General features: G+C 70.2%; 15 protein-coding genes. 7 read left to right on the top strand and 8 right to left on the bottom strand.

Annotation, left to right across the window (positions count from 1 at the left end):
• Nucleotides 1-99 precede the first annotated feature (99 nt).
• Nucleotides 100-1692 carry a S8 family peptidase gene (locus CLV68_RS00520; protein WP_121388692.1) on the top strand — a complete coding sequence of 531 codons (1593 nt, stop codon included), beginning with the start codon at nt 100-102 and terminating at the stop codon, nt 1690-1692.
• A 158-nt stretch (nt 1693-1850) separates the two neighbouring features.
• Nucleotides 1851-3434 (top strand): S8 family serine peptidase, encoded by a 1584-nt coding sequence (locus tag CLV68_RS00515; RefSeq protein WP_121388691.1) that lies wholly within the window; start codon nt 1851-1853, stop codon nt 3432-3434.
• 218 nt (nt 3435-3652) lie between these two features.
• Here the strand turns inward: CLV68_RS00515 and CLV68_RS00510 are convergent, their stop codons facing one another.
• Together CLV68_RS00510 and CLV68_RS00505 are read right to left on the bottom strand one after the other, a co-directional pair.
• A complete protein-coding gene (locus CLV68_RS00510; RefSeq protein WP_092779646.1) occupies nt 3653-4570 on the bottom strand; it encodes a helix-turn-helix domain-containing protein in 918 nt (305 codons plus the stop codon).
• 76 nt (nt 4571-4646) lie between these two features.
• The gene (locus CLV68_RS00505; RefSeq protein ID WP_246009610.1) at nt 4647-6527 is read right to left on the bottom strand and encodes a trypsin-like serine protease; all 1881 of its coding nucleotides are present in this window, start codon (nt 6525-6527) and stop codon (nt 4647-4649) included.
• A gap of 198 nt (nt 6528-6725) precedes the next feature.
• On the opposite strand from CLV68_RS00505, the gene CLV68_RS00500 reads away from it, so the two are divergent.
• Complete coding sequence (locus CLV68_RS00500; RefSeq protein ID WP_121388689.1) at nt 6726-7100, top strand: very short patch repair endonuclease; 375 nt, start codon at nt 6726-6728, stop codon at nt 7098-7100.
• 16 nt (nt 7101-7116) lie between these two features.
• Here CLV68_RS00500 and CLV68_RS00495 read toward each other — a convergent pair whose 3' ends face one another.
• Nucleotides 7117-7662, bottom strand: coding sequence for a PadR family transcriptional regulator (locus tag CLV68_RS00495; protein WP_121388688.1), 546 nt, complete (start codon nt 7660-7662; stop codon nt 7117-7119).
• 50 nt (nt 7663-7712) lie between these two features.
• On the bottom strand, nt 7713-8399 hold the full coding sequence (locus CLV68_RS00490) for an alpha/beta fold hydrolase (protein ID WP_121388687.1): 687 nt from the start codon (nt 8397-8399) through the stop codon (nt 7713-7715).
• A gap of 75 nt (nt 8400-8474) precedes the next feature.
• On the opposite strand from CLV68_RS00490, the gene CLV68_RS00485 reads away from it, so the two are divergent.
• Nucleotides 8475-9788 (top strand): aminotransferase-like domain-containing protein, encoded by a 1314-nt coding sequence (locus tag CLV68_RS00485; protein ID WP_121388686.1) that lies wholly within the window; start codon nt 8475-8477, stop codon nt 9786-9788.
• Nucleotides 9789-10579: 791 nt separating this feature from the next.
• On the opposite strand, the gene CLV68_RS00480 is transcribed toward CLV68_RS00485, so the two are convergent.
• Nucleotides 10580-11332 (bottom strand): type VII secretion system-associated protein, encoded by a 753-nt coding sequence (locus CLV68_RS00480; protein ID WP_121388685.1) that lies wholly within the window; start codon nt 11330-11332, stop codon nt 10580-10582.
• Between the two features lie 578 nt (nt 11333-11910).
• Here CLV68_RS00480 and CLV68_RS00475 point away from each other — a divergent pair.
• The 3 genes from CLV68_RS00475 (at nt 11911) to CLV68_RS00465 (ending at nt 14080) form a co-directional block, all read left to right on the top strand.
• Entirely contained in the window at nt 11911-12384 is a 474-nt protein-coding gene (locus CLV68_RS00475; RefSeq protein ID WP_170224013.1) for a helix-turn-helix domain-containing protein, read from the top strand.
• An 86-nt stretch (nt 12385-12470) separates the two neighbouring features.
• Complete coding sequence (locus CLV68_RS00470) at nt 12471-12878, top strand: hypothetical protein (protein ID WP_121388683.1); 408 nt, start codon at nt 12471-12473, stop codon at nt 12876-12878.
• A gap of 62 nt (nt 12879-12940) precedes the next feature.
• Nucleotides 12941-14080 (top strand): alpha/beta hydrolase family protein, encoded by a 1140-nt coding sequence (locus CLV68_RS00465; protein WP_121388682.1) that lies wholly within the window; start codon nt 12941-12943, stop codon nt 14078-14080.
• Between the two features lie 4 nt (nt 14081-14084).
• Here CLV68_RS00465 and CLV68_RS00460 read toward each other — a convergent pair whose 3' ends face one another.
• The 3 genes from CLV68_RS00460 to CLV68_RS33255 form a co-directional block, all read right to left on the bottom strand.
• Nucleotides 14085-14510, bottom strand: coding sequence for a transcriptional regulator (locus tag CLV68_RS00460; RefSeq protein ID WP_246009609.1), 426 nt, complete (start codon nt 14508-14510; stop codon nt 14085-14087).
• A 177-nt stretch (nt 14511-14687) separates the two neighbouring features.
• Nucleotides 14688-16628, bottom strand: coding sequence for a CATRA conflict system CASPASE/TPR repeat-associated protein (locus CLV68_RS00455; protein ID WP_121388681.1), 1941 nt, complete (start codon nt 16626-16628; stop codon nt 14688-14690).
• Nucleotides 16603-16962: a CATRA system-associated protein gene (locus CLV68_RS33255; RefSeq protein ID WP_147459849.1), complete on the bottom strand. Its 360-nt coding sequence runs from the start codon at nt 16960-16962 to the stop codon at nt 16603-16605. Before CLV68_RS33255 ends, CLV68_RS00455 begins: the two co-directional genes overlap by 26 nt.
• Nucleotides 16963-17168 lie beyond the last annotated feature (206 nt).

Genomic DNA, 17168 nt, shown 5'->3' with positions numbered 1-17168 from the left:
GATGGTGATCCGCAAGTGGCTGTCAGTTACCAACCCTGCCCGACGGCCACACCCCCGGGTGGACCCTGCCACCCGGAGGAGCGGAATGGAGAAGCCCAGATGCGACTAGATCGCAAGACCCGCCGGGTTGTCGTGGCCGGGGTGGCCGCCGGTGCCACCGCCGTCGCGGTCCTGGCCGCGGTCACCAGCCCGGCCGCCGCCCAGCAGGCCACCGGTTCCATCCTCAGCGCCGCGCAGCCCATCGCGGGCAGCTACATCGTGGTGTTCAAGGACGGCGCCACCGACGCGCCCACCACGAACGGCAAGGCGCTGGACCTGGCCCGCAAGCACGGTGGCAAGGTCAGCAACACCTACGTCGCGTCGCTGCGCGGGTTCGCGGTGAAGCTCGACGAGGCCGCCGCCAAGCGCCTCGCGGCCGACCCCTCGGTCGCCTACGTCCAGCAGGACGGCATCGCCCGGATGTCGGACACCCAGACCAACCCCACCTGGGGCCTGGACCGCATCGACCAGGCGAACCTGCCGCTGGACCAGAAGTACACCTACGCGAACACCGCCTCCAACGTGACCGCGTACATCCTGGACACCGGCATCTACAAGGCGCACACCGAGTTCGAGGGCCGGGCGACCGACGGCTACGACTTCATCGACAACGACTCCGACGCCTCGGACTGCCAGGGCCACGGCACGCACGTGGCAGGCACCGTCGGCTCGAAGACCTACGGCGTGGCCAAGAAGGTCAACCTGGTCGCGGTCCGCGTGCTCGACTGCTCCGGCAACGGCGCGTACTCGGTGATCATCAAGGGCATCGACTGGGTGGCGCAGAACGCCAAGAAGCCCGCGGTGGCCAACATGAGCCTCGGCGGCGGCGCGGACACCTCGGTGGACAACGCGATCAAGCGCGGCATCTCCGCAGGCGTGACCTTCGCCCTCGCGGCGGGCAACAACGCGGGCGACGCCTGCAACACCAGCCCGGCGCGCGTCCCCGAGGCGATCACCGTCGGCGCCAGCGACAACGCCGACAAGCGCTCCATCTGGACCGCGGGCTCGCTGGAGTCCAACTACGGCACCTGCCTGGACATCTTCGCGCCCGGCTCGGCGATCCTGTCCACCAAGAACGGTGGCAGCACCGCCACGATGAACGGCACCTCGATGGCCACCCCGCACGTGGCCGGTGCCGCCGCGCTCTACCTGTCGGCCAACCCGTCGGCCACCCCGCAGCAGGTCCGCGACGCGCTGGTGAACAACGCCACCTCCGGCAAGGTCACCGACCTCAAGGGCTCGCCCAACAAGCTGCTCAACGTCAGCTTCATCGGCGGCGGCAACCCCGACCCCGAGCCGGGCACCTGCGACGCGGTGACCAACGGCGCCGACGTGTCCATCCCGGACACCAGCACCGCGGTGAACTCCCCGGTGACGGTGTCCAACTGCACCGGCAAGGCATCGACCGCCACCTTGGTCAAGGTCGACATCAACCACACCTACACCGGTGACCTGGTCGTCGACCTGATCGGCCCGTCCGGCGCGACCTTCAACCTCAAGAAGGCCCGTGGCGCCAGCTCCGCCTCCGGCATCCACGAGACCTTCACCGTCGACGCCTCCGCGGAGAACCGCAACGGCACCTGGAAGCTCCAGGTGACCGACGTGATGACCTACGACGTCGGCACCATCGACACCTGGACCCTGACCTTCTAAGGGATCCAGTGGCCGCCGGTCCCCGGCGGCAGCGCGAACCCCGGGCACCCGGCGCGCGGTGCGGACACCACGCGCCGGGTGCCCGGTCCATGAAGGGCGAACACCCTGTTCGGCCGTGCTCGCACGGCTGTCGACCATCGTGGAAGGACCTCCTCATCATGCAACGATCCACTCGCGGGCGTGTCGTGCTCGCGGCGTTCGGTGCCGCGGCTGTCGCCGCCGCCCTGGTGGCCGTGGCCACCCCGGCGACCGCCGCCGAAGCCGACTTCGTGCGGGCCAAGGTGCCCGCGGCGGGCAACAGCTTCATCGTCTCGCTCAAGCCGACCGCGTCGGCCTCCGCCGCGAGCATCCAGGCCGCCTCCAGCGGCCTGGTCCAGAAGTACGGCGGCAACCTCGACTACGTGTTCTCCAAGTCGATGCAGGGCTTCCAGGTCAAGGGCCTCACCGAGGCCAAGGCCAGGCAGCTCGCGGCCGACCCCGCGGTCAAGAAGGTCTACCAGGACGGCACGGCCAAGGCCGTCGACGTCCAGGACAACCCCACCTGGGGCCTCGACCGCGTCGACCAGGCGAACCTGCCGCTGGACAAGAAGTACAACTACCCCAGCGGCGGCGCGTCGAACGTGACCGTCTACGTCACCGACACCGGCATCAAGACCGGCCTGGCCGAGTTCGAGGGCCGCGCCTCCGTCGGCGCCGACTTCATCGAGGACGGCCAGAACGGCCAGGACTGCTCCGGGCACGGCACGCACGTCTCGGGCACCATCGGCTCCAAGACCTACGGCGTGGCCAAGAAGGTCAAGCTGGTCTCGGTCCGCATGCTCGGCACCAGCTGCACCGGCAACGGCCCGGACTCCGCCGGTGTCAAGGCGATCGAGTGGATCACCGCCAACGCGCAGAAGCCCGCGGTGGTCAACGCCTCGTGGACCTTCGACACCGCCGACCTCGGCAACGACGCCCTCGCAGGCATGGTCAACTCCGGCGTGCAGATGGCGGTCGCCTCGGGCAACAGCTCGACCGACGCCTGCTCCACCGGCCCGGCGAAGGTCGCGGCGCTGATCACCGTCAACGCCACCTCGTCCAACGACGCGCGCGCCTCGTTCTCCAACTACGGCACGTGCACCGACATCTTCGCCCCCGGTGACAACATCACCTCGCTCAGCCTGACCGGCAGCGCCACCAACATGTCCGGCACCTCGATGGCCACCCCGCACGTCGCGGGCGTCGCGGCGCTGTACCTGTCGGCCAACCCGTCGGCCAGCCCGCAGGCGCTGCGCGACGCACTGGTGAACAACGCCACCAGCGGCAAGGTCACCAACCCCGGCTCCGGCTCGCCCAACAAGCTGCTCTACAGCGGCTTCATCACCGGCGGCCCCGGCCCCAACCCGGACCCCACCTGCGGTCCCGGCACCAACGGCGACGACGTCACCATCCCCGACGGCGGCTCCGCGGTGTCCTCCTCGGTCACCATCGCCAACTGCACCGGCAAGGCCCCGACCACCACCTCGGTCAAGGTCGACATCAACCACACCTACACCGGTGACCTGAACGTCCAGCTCATCGGCCCGTCCGGCCAGGCGTACAGCCTCCAGCGCGCCGGTGGCGCCAGCTCGGCCACCGGCATCCACCAGACCTTCACGGTGGACGCCTCGGCGGAGAACCGCAACGGCACCTGGAAGCTCCAGGTGACCGACATCTACACCTACGACACCGGCAACATCGACACCTGGACCCTCACGGTCTAAGGCTGTCATAGCTCCAGCGAGGACCCCGGAGGCCCCTACGGCTCCGGGGTTCTTGCTTGTGGTGGCAGCACCTTTCTGGACATGGCGAAGCAGCGGGGTTCCGGTGAACTCCCGCTGCGCCTGTGCCTTGCTGTGAAGGGGAAGTGGGCAACGGCCGCCCCTCGCCTCCCAGCTGACGACCGTCGCGGATGGTCAGTCAGTCCGAGGGGCCGCCGCTGTTACCAGGTCCACCTGATGCCGTGGATCGCTGATTCCGAGCCTTGGACCGCCGTGTGCACTCCGCCGTACGAGCCCGGTTCCAGCGTCTCCCGGTGCACCTCCGGGTCCTCCGCCGACTCCTGCGCGTACGCGTAACAAGACGTAGGCAGCGTTGACGGGTGGAAGTTCACCTCTGCCAGGTAGTCCCGGAACGCACGGCGTGAACCCCGAGAGAACCGGCTAGACCGGGCCTGCCCGAACCAACGCACCTCGTACTCGAACACCGCCGTCTGCCCAGCCGCGAGCGACCGGTCGAACAGCACCTCCGCCACCGTGAACCGGCTAGCCGTAACGGGACGCACGCGCCCGACAGCGCAACCTGACCCGGTCAGCACAGCAGGCAGTGCCCGGTCTGTCTCCTCGGCGCGGTGCAAGACGACCATCGAGCGGAGCTGGTCCACTTCGGACCGGATCAGCATCCGGACCCTGGTGCGCACGTCCCGCCCGTTGTGGTCCAGGAAGTGCTGGTCGTGCACGCTCAGGTAGGTCAACTCACCCGGCGCGGGCTCCGAGAGCTCGGAGAGCACCGGGGCGAGGCCGTTCGTGCTGTCCCACAACGACTCGTGCGGCCGCACGAGCCCGCCCCGGGCAACCCAACGCCCGCGGGGCTTTCGCGGCCCCAGGAGGGCCACCAGGTACCCGTGCGGCAGTTTCAGCACCTCCTCGATGACCTCGACCGCCCGCAGTGACTCCGGGCGCTCGGGGCGGGTGCGGCCGCGGCGCCAGTAGCTGAGGGTGGAGAGGCTGACCCGGATGCCCTCGCCTGCCAGCTTGCGCTGCAGGTGCTCCAGGCTCAGCCCGCTGCGCTCGATGGCGCCCGAGAGCACCGTCGGGAAGGTCTCCAGCGGTACGGGGTCGCTGACGCGGAATGGCTGCATTGGTCCCTCCTTCGGGGAAAACGGCAAGAACGGCAGGCCCCCGGTCGGGGGCCTGCCGTCCTGGCTGGTCAGGTGATCAGCTGGGGATCCTCGCGGTGCCCGCGTTGAACGCACCGAAACGGGTGACGGTCAGCGTGAACGTGGTCTTGCCGGTCTTCCCGTCGGCCGAGGTGGCCGTGATGGTGATCGGGTAGGTGCCGACCGGGGTCTGGAAGTTGGTGAAGAACCAGACGTTGCTGGTGCCGTTCTGGGCGATGGTCGCCGGGTTGAACGTGACCTGGGTGCCGGTCGGGGCGCCGGTCGCGGTCAGCCGCAGGCTGCCGGTCCCGCCGCTGGCCTTGACCGAGGTCTGCACGAGCTGGCCCTGCCAGCCGCTGCCCGAGGACGGGGTCGCGGTGACGGTGACGTCGCCGGTCGGCGGCTCGGTGGTGCCCTCCACGGTCAGCGAGACCGAGGTGGTGGCCGTCTTGCCGTTGGCGTCGGTGCCGGTGACGGTGATGTTCGAGGTGCCTGCCACCGCGGTGGACGACACGTCGAGGGTCAGCTTGGACGAACCACCAGCGGTGACCGAGGTCGGCTGGAAGACGGCCTTCACACCGGTCGGGACACCGGAGGCGGTCAGGTTGATGGTCTGGCCGCGGCTGCCACCGGCGGAGCTGATGGTGGTGGAGATGTACTTGCCCTTGGCCGCCTTCACGCTGCTCGGCGAGGCCGAGAGGGTGAAGTCACCGACCGGCGGCTCGCCGCCACCGGTCACGGTCAGCGAGTACTTGCCGGAGGCCGTCTTACCGCTAGAGGTGCTGGCGGTGATGGTGACCTCGTAGGTGCCGTTCGGCGCCGAGGCGCTCGCGTCGAACGTCAGCTTCGCCGAGCCACCGGTGGTGACGGAGGTGGGCTGGAAGACAGCCTGAACGCCACTGGGCAGGCCGGAGGCCGACAGCGTCGCGTTCTCGGCACCGCCGGAGCCCGCGGTGGTGTTGACGGTGGCCGACAGGTACTTGCCCGCGGCGACGGAGCCGCTGCTCGGGGTGACGCTGACGCCGAAGTCACCGGTCGGCGGGTCGACGGTGCCGACCTCCGACTTGACCCAGTCCCCCATCTCGTTGTCGAGGCGGCCGTAGACGCTGTACCACTTGAAGTCCGACCGGCTCCACGACGCGACACCGTAGATCTTGTTGTTGACGATCAGCGGGCCACCGCTGTCGCCGGGCAGGATCGTGATGCGGCCGTCGGAGTAGCCCGCGCAGATCATGTACGCCGACTTGAAGCCCGCGCCGACGCCCTGGCAGACCGAGTCGCCGTTGACGATCGGCAGGCTCGCCTTGTCCAGGGTGACGTCGGCGGAGTTGTCGTTGAAGTCCTTCTTGCCGTAGCCGAAGCCCTGGGCGGTCTTGCCGGGGGCGGCACCGCCGGAGTCGGCCGAGGTGGCGAACGCCGGGAACGCCGCACCACCCTTGAGCGCGATGTCCTTGTCCACGGTCACGACGGCGACGTCGTAGCCCTGGTCGAAGTTGACGTACTTCGGGTGCTTCTTGTAGCTGACGGCCTTCACGGCGAACCCGGTACCGGATCCGTTGTTGTAGTCCTTGAGGTCGTCGAGGCCGTAGACGAACGACTTGTCGCCAGCGGCGTCGGCGCAGTGCGCGGCGATCAGGATCTTGCGCGGGGCGACGACGGTTCCGGTGCAGGTCTGGCCCTGGGGACGAGTGCCTCCTGCACGGATGCCCGCGATGATGCCCGGGAACTCGCTCACGGTGGCGTCCGTGCCGCCGACGAACGACGGGGTGGCGTCGCCGAGGTTGGCGGGGACGGTGTCACCCAAGTAGTTCGCCGCGGGGGCGTTCGCCGGGGCACCGGCGGTCGACTGCGCCGCATTCGCGATGCTGGCGCCGACCGGCACCAACACCGTGGCCGCGGCCAGAGCCATCAGACCCCAGGACCGTGGTGTTCGTTTCACGATGGTTCCTTTCCGGATCAGGAACGCTCGCCTCTAGGCAGGGACGGCGGCGGTTCGCTGCAGGTCACTTTCGAGTGACGCCCGGTGAGGAACAATCAGGGTCGGTATCCGTAGGGGTACGGAACTTTATCCGGACCTGCGAAAACACGTGCTGGAGACGGGGGTCGGGTGGACTCGACGGACGCCACGAGACTGCGTATGAGCAGGCAGCGGGCCCGCGACACCGGGATCGAGCTCGCGCTGCGCAAGGCCCTGCACGCCCGTGGCCTGCGCTACCGGGTGCACCAGCGGCCGGTGCGCACTGTGCGTAGGGAGGCGGACGTCGTGTTCACCCGGGCCAGGGTCGCGGTGTTCGTCGACGGCTGCTTCTGGCACGGCTGCGCCGAGCACGCGACCTGGCCGAGGCGCAACGCGGCGTTCTGGCGCGACAAGATCGAGACCAACCAGCGCCGCGACCGCGACACCGACGCCAGGCTCACCGAGGCCGGGTGGCTGGCGCTGCGGGTCTGGGAGCACGAGGACCCGGTAGTCGCCGCCGAGCGCGTTCAGGCCGAGGTGCTGGCGCGTAGGTAGTCGGCCGTGTGTGTGGTTAGGCCGGGGAGTCGCGGCGCAAGGCAGTGCGGACCTCGTCGTACCAGGCAACCAGGCCGCGCTCTGCGGTGATGCTGCCGCGCAGGGTGAGGTACTCGTGCAGGCGGTGGCCGGTCAGCACGTCGCGGTCGGGGAACTCGTGCCGCTCCACCACCTCGTACCCGGCCAACCGCTCGGCGTGGTGCGCGCGGTGCCGCTCGACCTCGGCCAGCACCGCGGCCTGGTCGCCGAAGCAGGCACCGCGGATCTTCACCGCCAGGTCGTCGCGCACCTGCACCGGCTGGGCGGGCTCGGCCAGCCACCTCGTCAACTCGGCCTGGCCGGGCGCGGTGACCGTGTAGACCTTCTTGTCCGGCCTGCCGGTCTGCTCGACGTGCTCCGCGGCCACCCAGCCGCCGTCGGCCATGCGGTTGAGGACCCGGTAGATCTGCTGGTGGGTGGCCTGCCAGAAGTCACCGCCGGACCGGTCGAACCTGCGGGCCAGCTCGTAGCCGGTCCCCGTGTGCTCGCTCAGCGCGACCAGGATCGCGTGCTCCAACGCCATGTACTCGACAGTAGGTAAGCGCTTTCGTGCACTACAACGAGACGCGCGTCTCAGAGAGCCGTCAGGAACCGGGCGACGGCGTCGTTGAACTCCTCGGGTCGCTCCAGATTGGGCAGGTGCGCCGCGCCTCCTATCTCTACGACGTGCGTGGCGGGGATGAGCTTCACCTCGTCAAGCGGGGTGTACTCGTCTTCACTGCCCACTACGACCAAGGTGGGCACGGGGTGGGCGCGCAGAGACTCGCGGTAGTCAGGTCTGTCTGCTCGTCCGCGTTGCGCTGCTGCTGCGCCCTCCGGTGGCGCTGACAGCATCATCTTCAGCACGTGCTCTGCGGCTTCGTCGTTCCCGGGGGCGACCATCTTGGACAGGACTTCGCGCGCGTAGGGCCCCATCCCTTCGCGACTGAGCCTGTCGGCCATGTCGAGGCGGTCCTGTCGCGACTGTGTTGTCTCCGCGCGGGCGGTTGTGTCGGCGAGGATCAGGGCGCGTACGCGTTCCGGGTACTTCCGGTGGAACTCCATAGCGATCTGGCCGCCCATAGACAGGCCGCACAGGACTAGAGGCTCGTTCGGGGCCAAGGCTGCGAGGTCGTCGGCGAAGGTGCTCATCCTGGTCACGCCGGACGCGGGTTCCGCCGTGCCGTAGCCGCGCAGGTCGGGGGCGACGGCATCGAACCGGGCCAGTTGGGGCGTCCACATCGTGCGGTCGAACGGGTGGCCGTGGATAAGCAGCAGCATTGGGGCCTCCTTGTCCCCACCACCGTATTCGGGGCATGCTGTCGGAGCAATGAAAACAATGCCCTCGGAGCAATGATGGACTTCCGCGCAGTCGCCGACCGGATCGCCCGCGACATCGCCAACGGCAAGCTCGGTGCCGGTACGCGCCTGCCGCCGCAGCGCCGCTTCGCCCGTGACCACGGGATCGCGGTGTCCACGGCGTCCCGCGTGTACGCCGAACTGGTGCGGCGGGGGTTGGTGGTCGGCGAGGTCGGGCGGGGGACGTACGTGCGCGCCACGCCGTCGGTCGCGGAGTCCGCCCTGGCCGAGCCGAGCGGTGCGCCGGTTGATCTGGAGCTCAACTTCCCGGTCCTGCCGGAGCACACGGCGCTGATCGCGGAGAGCCTGCGCGCGATCCTCCGCCACGACGTGCTCGCCGAGTCGCTGCGGGCCGTTGGTGTTGCCGGCACTCCTCCGGCTCGGGCGGCGGCTGTTGAGCTACTCGCGCGTGGGGGGTGGGCGCCGCGCCCGGAGGACGTGTTGTTCGCGGGCAACGGGCGCCAGGCGATCGCGGGGGCCATCGCGGCTCTGGTGGCGCCGGGGGAGCGGTTGGGGGTGGAGGACATCACTTACGCGGTGGTGAAAGGGATCGCCGCGCGCCTGGGTGTGGTCCTCGTACCGCTGGCGACGGACGGCGAGGGGGTGACACCGGAGGCGCTGTCGTCGGCGGTGGGGCTGCGTGCTGTCTACTTGCAACCCACGCTGCACAACCCGCTGGGTGTCTCGATGGGACCGCGTCGCCGCGAGGAGATCGCGGAGCTGTTGTGCGCCAGGGACATCCCGCTCATCGAGGACGCGATCTACAGCTTCCTCCACGACGACCCTCCACTGTGGCCGCTCGTGTCGCGCGCGGTTCTCGTCGACAGCCTGTCGAAGCGCGTCGCCCCCGGCCTCAGCCTCGGCTTCGCGCTGACCTCGCCCGCCCTGCGCCCCGCGCTGATCAACACCATCCGCTCCGGCGGCTGGTCCCCACAGCACGTCGCCATGACCGCCATGACCACCTGGACAACAGACGGCACCGCCGCCCGCCTCCGCACCGCCAAACGCGCCGACGCCCAAACCCGCCAATCCCTGGCCGCCCAGTACCTGTCCGACCAAGACACCCAAGCCGACCCCCGCTCCTACCACCTCTGGTGGCGCCTCCCACCCCCTTGGCGCCCCGACACCCTCGTAGCCGCCGCCGCCCGAGCCGGAATCTCCATCACCCCCGCCGCCGCCTTCACCATCCCCCCAACAACCCCCCCACAAGCCATCCGCCTAGCGCTGGCCTCCCCACCCCTGCCCACCCTCGCCACAGCGCTGTCCCACCTGGCCACCCTGGCCACCACCCCAACCCCCGACGCTGACTGACTCTGCCCGCTGCTGCTGGCTGACAACGACTGACCCCGCCCCGCTGCTGGCTGATAACGATCAGCCAACCCCACACTCCCGCAACCCCCTTGCCCCCCGCCCCACCCAAGATCAACTCCGCTCCCGGGGCCCACCCTCCCGGGGCCCGGGGCCCCATCTCTGAACCTATCGCCCCGCCCACGGCGTCAATAGCCTCGCGCGCGGCCTTGTGGACAACCAGCCACCATGTGGATAACCCCCCCACACCCGGCCACCAGCAGCGGCTCCGCCCTGTCGCCAGCCTGGAGTCCGCCAGGCCGCCCACCGGCGGAATCAACTGGCCACCAACGGTGGATTCGCCCAGCCACCCGGCCGGGAAGTCGCCCACCGGCGGAATCAACCGGCCGTTCCCGGTGGGGCCACCCAGCCACCGGCCGGAGTCCGCCAGGTCGCCCACCGGGTGGAATTGACTGGCCACTGTCAGCGGGTTCACCCAGCCATCGGTCTGGAGTTCGCCAGCGGAATCAACTGGTCACAGCCAGCGGGTTCGTCCAGTCACCGACCGGGGGTTCGCCAGGCCATCCACTGGCGGAATCAACTGGCCACCAGAGGCGGATTCGCCCAACCGCCGACCGGGAATCCGCCAGTCGAACACCGGTGGAATCAACTGGCCACTGCACCAACTGGCCTGCAACGGCGGGCTCGCCCAGTCACCGGCTTGGAATCCGTCACGCCGTCAACCAGCACAATCACCCAGCCAGAAACCCGCCAAGTCGCCCACCAGGACAACCACCCAGCCACCAACCGCGAACTCAGCCAGCGACCAACCGCAGTGCCTCGATCAGCACCGGCCCCGGGATCCGCACCTGCAGGTCCGGCGCCGCGTGCAGCAGCAGGTCCGGCGGCCCCCCGGCCTGGTCCGCCAGCCGGTCGATCAGGATCGCGATCTCGACTCCGCTGAACTTCTGCCAGTGCTGCGGCCAGTCCGGCGGCACCGCGTCGTCGGTCACGAACGCGTCCACCACGCGGTCGCGCAGCACCAGCCGAGTCCGGGGCGGCCGGGTCGGGTCTGCGGGCAGCACGAGCGTCGCGGCGAGGACGGCGATCACGGCTTCCCGGTACTCGATCTGCCCGGTGTGCGCGAGTTGCAGCACGGCCTCTGCCTCCGACCGCGGCTCGGGCCACCCCAGCGCGACCGGGGACGGTCGGTACTGCGGGTTGGCCTGGAACTCGGCGATGATCCCGCCCCACGTGTCCACCGGGTAGCGGCCGACCACCGCCCACTCGGGGGTGTCCGGGCCGGGGTGGGAGGGGTCGAGGACCTCGACCCAGCCGCCGGGGTGGCTCAGGGCGTAGGAGCGCATGTCGGGGGTGATCGCGGGTGCCCACCGGGGGCGGTAGCGCGGGTTGGGGACGAACTCGCTGGTGATGTCCCCGTTGTCGTCGACCAGGTACCTGCCCGCGACCTGCCCGTCCTCGGCGACGACCGGCAGCCAGCTGTTCGGCGCCGACCTGGCCTCCGCGCGCAGGGCGGCGGTGATCGGAGGACGGTGCGGGGTCGACATAGGCCGTGCCACACTCCTTGGCTCGTGACGGGTCCTGACGAGTAACTCGCAGGGTACGAGAATCGGTTGCCGGAGAGGGGACGACAGGTCGACGCCGCTCGGGGGCCGCGAGGTCTTGCCCGACTAGGTGGAACGCGCTTCACCCCATCTAGTGACCACCGAATCGCCTGCTCACACTCTGTGTAGGTGCCGACCTGCGTGGACGCGGGGGAGCGGCCAACATCGACAGTGCCCCTGACGCCCTCGGCCGGATCTGCCAGATGTACCCGTTCGTGTCCAGGTGGTTCCGAGATCGCACGTCGCCCGGCTGGGGAACGCGGCGAGCGGCGCTGTCCGGTCACGACACCGCCGGGATGGAGCTGACTGCTTGTGGCGGCGGCGTTGGGCCATCCCGGTGAACCGCCGGGGCCACCGAATCCCGCAGTGGTGCGAAATCCACCGCCATTCGGGTGTCGACGGCCGCCGCTCAGTCCACAGTGGACACTACGGCTTGCGCACATTTGCGAAACAATAGGCAACACGATCACATGGGCGTTTCGCTGTCGTCATGGCGCTTGGCATGCGGGATCATCTGCGCCATGACCGGTCGGGACGGCGAAGACACCAACTCTTGGCCACTCGGGGAACTGCTGCGCCGTGCGCGCGACGATAAGGGCTGGTCGCAGGAGGACGCGGCGCAGAAGGCCCGGTTCTCGCGCACCTCGTGGCAGCAGTTGGAGAGTGGGCGGCGGGCGGACCGCAAGCCGTTCCGCCCCAAGGCGGACACGGTGATCAACGCCGCGCTGGCGGTGGACATCGAACCGAGCGAGGCGCTGCGGCTGGCCAACCTCGACCCGACCAAGTACGAGCCAGCCCGCGCCGGGCGGCCGACGGCGACGGTCACCGAGGTCCGCGAGCTGGTGATGCGGCTGACCGAAGAGCAGCGGCAGGCGGTGGTCAACCTGATCCGGTCGTTCACCGAGCCGATCCCCTCGACCTCGCCCACCACCGCTGAGGCGTACCGGCACAACAACGTGCTGCCGCACAAGAAGCGCGGCAAGGGCGACTACTAGCGGCACCGCCGAACGGGTGGAGTTCGGACACCGTTCCTCCGCAAGACATCCACCCGATCGCACCACCGGCCAGGGCAGGCTCGGTCGTGGACCCGCCCGGCGCCTTTCCGGTCAATGGGTCCAGCGGCGCGTGGGCTACCCCCGAGCTGGAACCGAGGATCTGGGAGTACGACAACGTCATCAAGTTCGACGGTGACAACTACGGCCGCGGAGTCGACTGGCTGGCCGTCGAACTCTCCGGTGCCGGTGGCGCCCCGCTCGTGCCGGGGACGTACACCGGCGTGACCAACCGGTACCAACACCCGGACAACGTCGGCATCCAGGTGATCTGGAACGGTCTCGGCTGCGGCAGCGACGTCGCCGAGTTCACCATCAGCACCCTGGAGCGCGACGAGGACACCGGGCGCCTCACCGCTTTCGACGCCGACATCACCCAGCGCTGCGGCTCCGCCGACGGCCCGGTCTTCACCGCCACGCTGCACCACCGGGCCTGACCGGCACCCGGGCGAGGCATAGGTCTAGACCATAATGGCCGGTTGTCGCTAGCCTGCGGCCCATGAGGTCGCGTGTGGTCACCCTGTTCCTCGCCCTGGTGTGCGCCCAGGTGCTGCTCTTGGCCCCGGCCACCGCGACGACTGCCCCGGCCACCGCGACAGCGACCCCGGCCACCGCGACGGTGGCTCCGGCAGCCGGGACCCCGGTGGTCCGGTTGCCGCGCCCGACCGGTGTTCTGCCGGTGGCCACCACGGCCGTCCACGTCGTCGATCAGTCCAGAGTGGACCCGTGGGCGCCGTCGCCGCGGCTGCGCGAGCTGATGGTCCAGCTGTGGTACCCGACGTGGACCACCAGGGGCGCCCGCGCCGAGTACGCCGACGTCGAGGTGACCCGGTCGTTGGAGGCCGCGCTCGGCGCGCCGCGGGACTCGCTGCGGGTGATCACACCCAATGCTGTGCGGGACGGTGCCGCAGTGCCGGTTCGGTTGCCGCTTGTGCTGTTCAGCCACGGTTACGCGGGTTCGCGGGCCACCGGGACGGCGCTCGCGGAAGACTTGGCCAGCCACGGGTACCTCGTCGCCGCCGTCGACCACACCTACGAGGCCGCCGCGGTGCGCTTCCCCGACGGTCGCGTGATCTACCACGGACTCCCGCCCGAGGACGACATCGCCGCCGCGATCCGGGTCCGGGCCGACGACCTCAGCACGGTACTGACCGAACTGCTCCGCCGCCGCCTGGTGGACCCACGTCGAGTCGCTGCCGTCGGCCACTCCGCAGGTGGCGCTACCGCCTTCGAAGCCGCCCGAACCGACCGTCGGATCCACGCCGCTCTTAATCTCGACGGTGGTCTTACGTCACCGGTGGCTCCAGTCCCGGTTCCAGCGCTCTTGCTGACCGGCGCGTGGCACTTCGACTCATGGACTGAATGGGCTTCGGTGCAACGCTCGTGGGGTCGTCACCTGGCTGTGAACACCATGGGCCACTACAGCTTCACCGACGCGCCGTACTACGTCGAGCCCGGCAACCTGCGCGCACTACCAGCCGACGTCTTCGCCGAGCTATTCGGCACCGTTAGCCCTACCCGCGCGGTCGAGTTGCAACGCACCTATGTCCGCGCCTTCGTGGACCGCTGGCTGCGCGGCGTGCCCACCGCGGTGTTCGACCGGGAAGTCGCGCGATACCCGGAAGTCGAGATCCGCTGAACCCTCAACCGGTCGCGGAATCCTCACCCGGCGCTTTCTCGGTCAGCCGGTGGAATTGGTCGACAATGAGCTGCACGTTGTTCTCGATCCGGTCGAGCCGTTCCGTCCGCACATCGATCACGTCGATCTTCCCGCTGATTTCCCGCAACAGGTGGACGATCAACTCCAGGTACCCGGGCACGTCATCGGCCGACTTCGCCGCAGGCTCACCCGGCTGCGGCGGGGACCGGTGCTCCAGCACGGAAACCAGGTGCTGCGGGTGCAGTTCCAACGCCGTCGACAACGCCTCCAACGTCAGCGGACTGCGCTTGCGGTCGCCGAGGTTGTACTGGATCTCCCGAATGGTCCCCTTCGACAGCTGCGACCGCCGGATCAGTTCCTGCTGATTGAGCCCCAGCGCCACCATCCGCTCCCCAACCACAGCAGCCACCGCCGCCCAGTCTTCCTCCACCAATTCCCTCCACCCTCGGCACAGGCGCCCGAGAGTAGCGCCCCCCGCCCCCCTCAGCAGCCCGCCCGGCGGAGTGGATAATATTAACCCCCGAATAGGGATAAAAGAACTCCGCTGAGGTTGGCGAGGAGCGCGCGCGGGTCGTCGGCGCGGCCTTCAGAGTTGGTCGAAAGGAATGGCCGCGGCCAACAAGGCCCGGACGTACGCCGCGGCGGCCAGCGCGGCATAGGGGCGCCAGTCGGCGGTGTAGGTGCTGTCCGCGTAGTCGCTGATGCCCCTGACCATGAACCAGTGGCGGTCGTTGAGGAACGCGCTGGTCCCCACTCCCGCGCCCTCCATCTCCACCGCGCGCAGGTTGTGCGCGGCGGCTATCCGGTCCCGCAGCGCGGCATCGCGCACCGAGATGTCGGCGCTCCCGATTCGTCCTTTGTGGACCTTGGGGTACCCGGGCCGGTGCCCGCTGCGGTCGCGGCGCGGGTGGCGCCTGCGCTGCCCACCTGGGGTGAGGGGCGCCAGCACGTCGGTGCGGTCTGGCGGGCGGCGGAACGCCGGGCCCGCCTCGTCCAGCCACTGCTCCCAGGGCCGTTCGCCCGCCAGTTCGTCCACCTCCAGCCGGTCCGACACCCTGGTGAGGTAGTGCCACGGGCGCGGGAACACCGCCCGGCTGGTCGCCCCGTCCTCGGTGACGACCAGGTGGGCGTAGTCCGCGACACCCCAGGTGGCCAGGACGACGTCCCCCAGTCGGACGTGCCGTTGCGGCGCGTCGGGTGCTGGGATGCCCGCCGCCACCCCGGTCATGACCAGGCAGGACACCGTGGGGTGGCTGCGCAGCATGTTGGTGGCCGCGTCGGAGGCAGCGGCGTTGGCCGTCGCCCCGGTCTGGGCGAGCACGACCCGGTGCGGGCTTGCCGGGTCGGCGCTGGGCAGCTCGGCCAGCAGGTAGTCCGCGTGCCCGGCGGCGGGGGCGCGCCGCTGGTCGAGCAGCAGCGACCGCATCGCGTTGAACTCCACCGTCATCGCGGTGAGCAGGCCGACCGTGGGGCCGGACTCGACGGGCACCGGGCGCGGCGCGGTCCGCGCGGGCACGGCACGGGCGTCGCGCAGCAGGTCGCGGTCGAGCTCCAGGTACACCTGCTCGTCGGCCAGCCAGATCCGGGCGTCGCGGGCGAGGGTCCTGTCCTCGGCGAACATGCCGCCGTCGGCGACGCCGTCGAGCGTCCGCGCCATGTTGTCCTCGGCGATCTCGACCGTGCGCCGCATCGTGGCCAGGGCGGTCAGCGTGGACACGACGTCCGCCTCGACCGAACCGGTGTCTGCGGCGCGCGCGTCGTCCCCGAGAGCGGCGACGGCGTTCGCCACCCGGGACCGGAGCGCGGCGGCTATCCGACCCCGGTCCCACACCCGGAGTTGGTAGCGCAGCTTGGCCGCGTGGATGAGATATCTGGCCAGCAGCGGCGCCACCGGCCGCCCGTCCGACCACACCCACGCGCTCAGCTCCCGATCGCGGTCCTGCGGCGTGAGGACGACCAGCCTGCGCAGCCGCCGCTCGTCCGCGCGGGGCGAGATCTCCCAGACCGGGAAGCCGTTCCTCGTCGTCACCCCGGTGCCCTCCCAGCCGCGCACCGTCGGCACGTCGGGCAGCCGGGCGGCCACCACCGCGGCCAACTCGGCGCTCGCGGGCAAGTCCGGTCCGGACCCGGGTGGTGTGTGGCCGAAGTAGATCCGCACCTCGCCGAGCAGTCGCTCGTGCGCACCCGCCACGACCGACTCCCAGCGGCGTTCGTGTTCGCGCCAGCCGCAGGAGCCGGTGAACAGCACCGACAGGTTCACCACGTCGTGCCTGCGGCGCAGCACGGCCTGCGCGGTGCCGTCGACGTTCTGCGCGACGGCGAGGACCACCTCCTCGACGGACTCGTCCGGCAGGTCCTCCGGTGGGTCGACCGCGATCCCCGTGCCACTGACCGGGTGCCCCATCAGCGGGCTCAGCGCGTGCCACATCCGCCGCAGGAGGTGGTACGGCTGGTCACCGGTGACGGTGTCCGCCACGACGAACGCGTGGACGACCAGTTCCTCAGCGGTCACCGCGGGAACCGGCATCGGCGTCCTCCTCGTCGGTGTGGCGCCCGAGGTCGTGCTGGAGCCGGTTGATCCGCTCCCGCAGCTCGTCCGGTGCGCCGACGCGGGCCTCCGGCGGCTGGTTGATCTGCTGGTTGCGAAACGGCGTGGCGGCTTCCAGGTTCGCGGCCGCGATGTCGAGCGCGGCGGTGTCGCCCGCGGCGACGGCGTGCTCGACGGCCGCGACGAGGTCGGCCAGCCGAGGCCACCGCCGCGCGGCCACCCGCCACCGCAGCACGTTCCCCAGGACCTGCAGCGCTGCCGCCCGCACCTTCTCGACCAGCGCACCGTCCCGCAGGGCGTCGTCGGTCGGCAATGCCCATCCCCTCTCGCCGCGGTCTCGGGGGGAAAGCGTACGACAGCCGCCCACCCGCCGTGGTGGCCGAAAAGCACGACAGTTCCAGGACAACTGCCCCGCCGGGCCGCGTCGCCCACTGCCAGTCGGGTGCGCGGACCTGGATCCTTGGTCGGCGGCCGCCGGAGGGGATTGCCTTGAGCAGGCCGGGATTCGCCCACCGGGGG

It is taken from the genome of Actinokineospora cianjurensis (genome assembly GCF_003663795.1).
Lineage (GTDB): Bacteria > Actinomycetota > Actinomycetes > Mycobacteriales > Pseudonocardiaceae > Actinokineospora > Actinokineospora terrae.
This window is presented reverse-complemented; position numbering and strand designations above follow the sequence as displayed.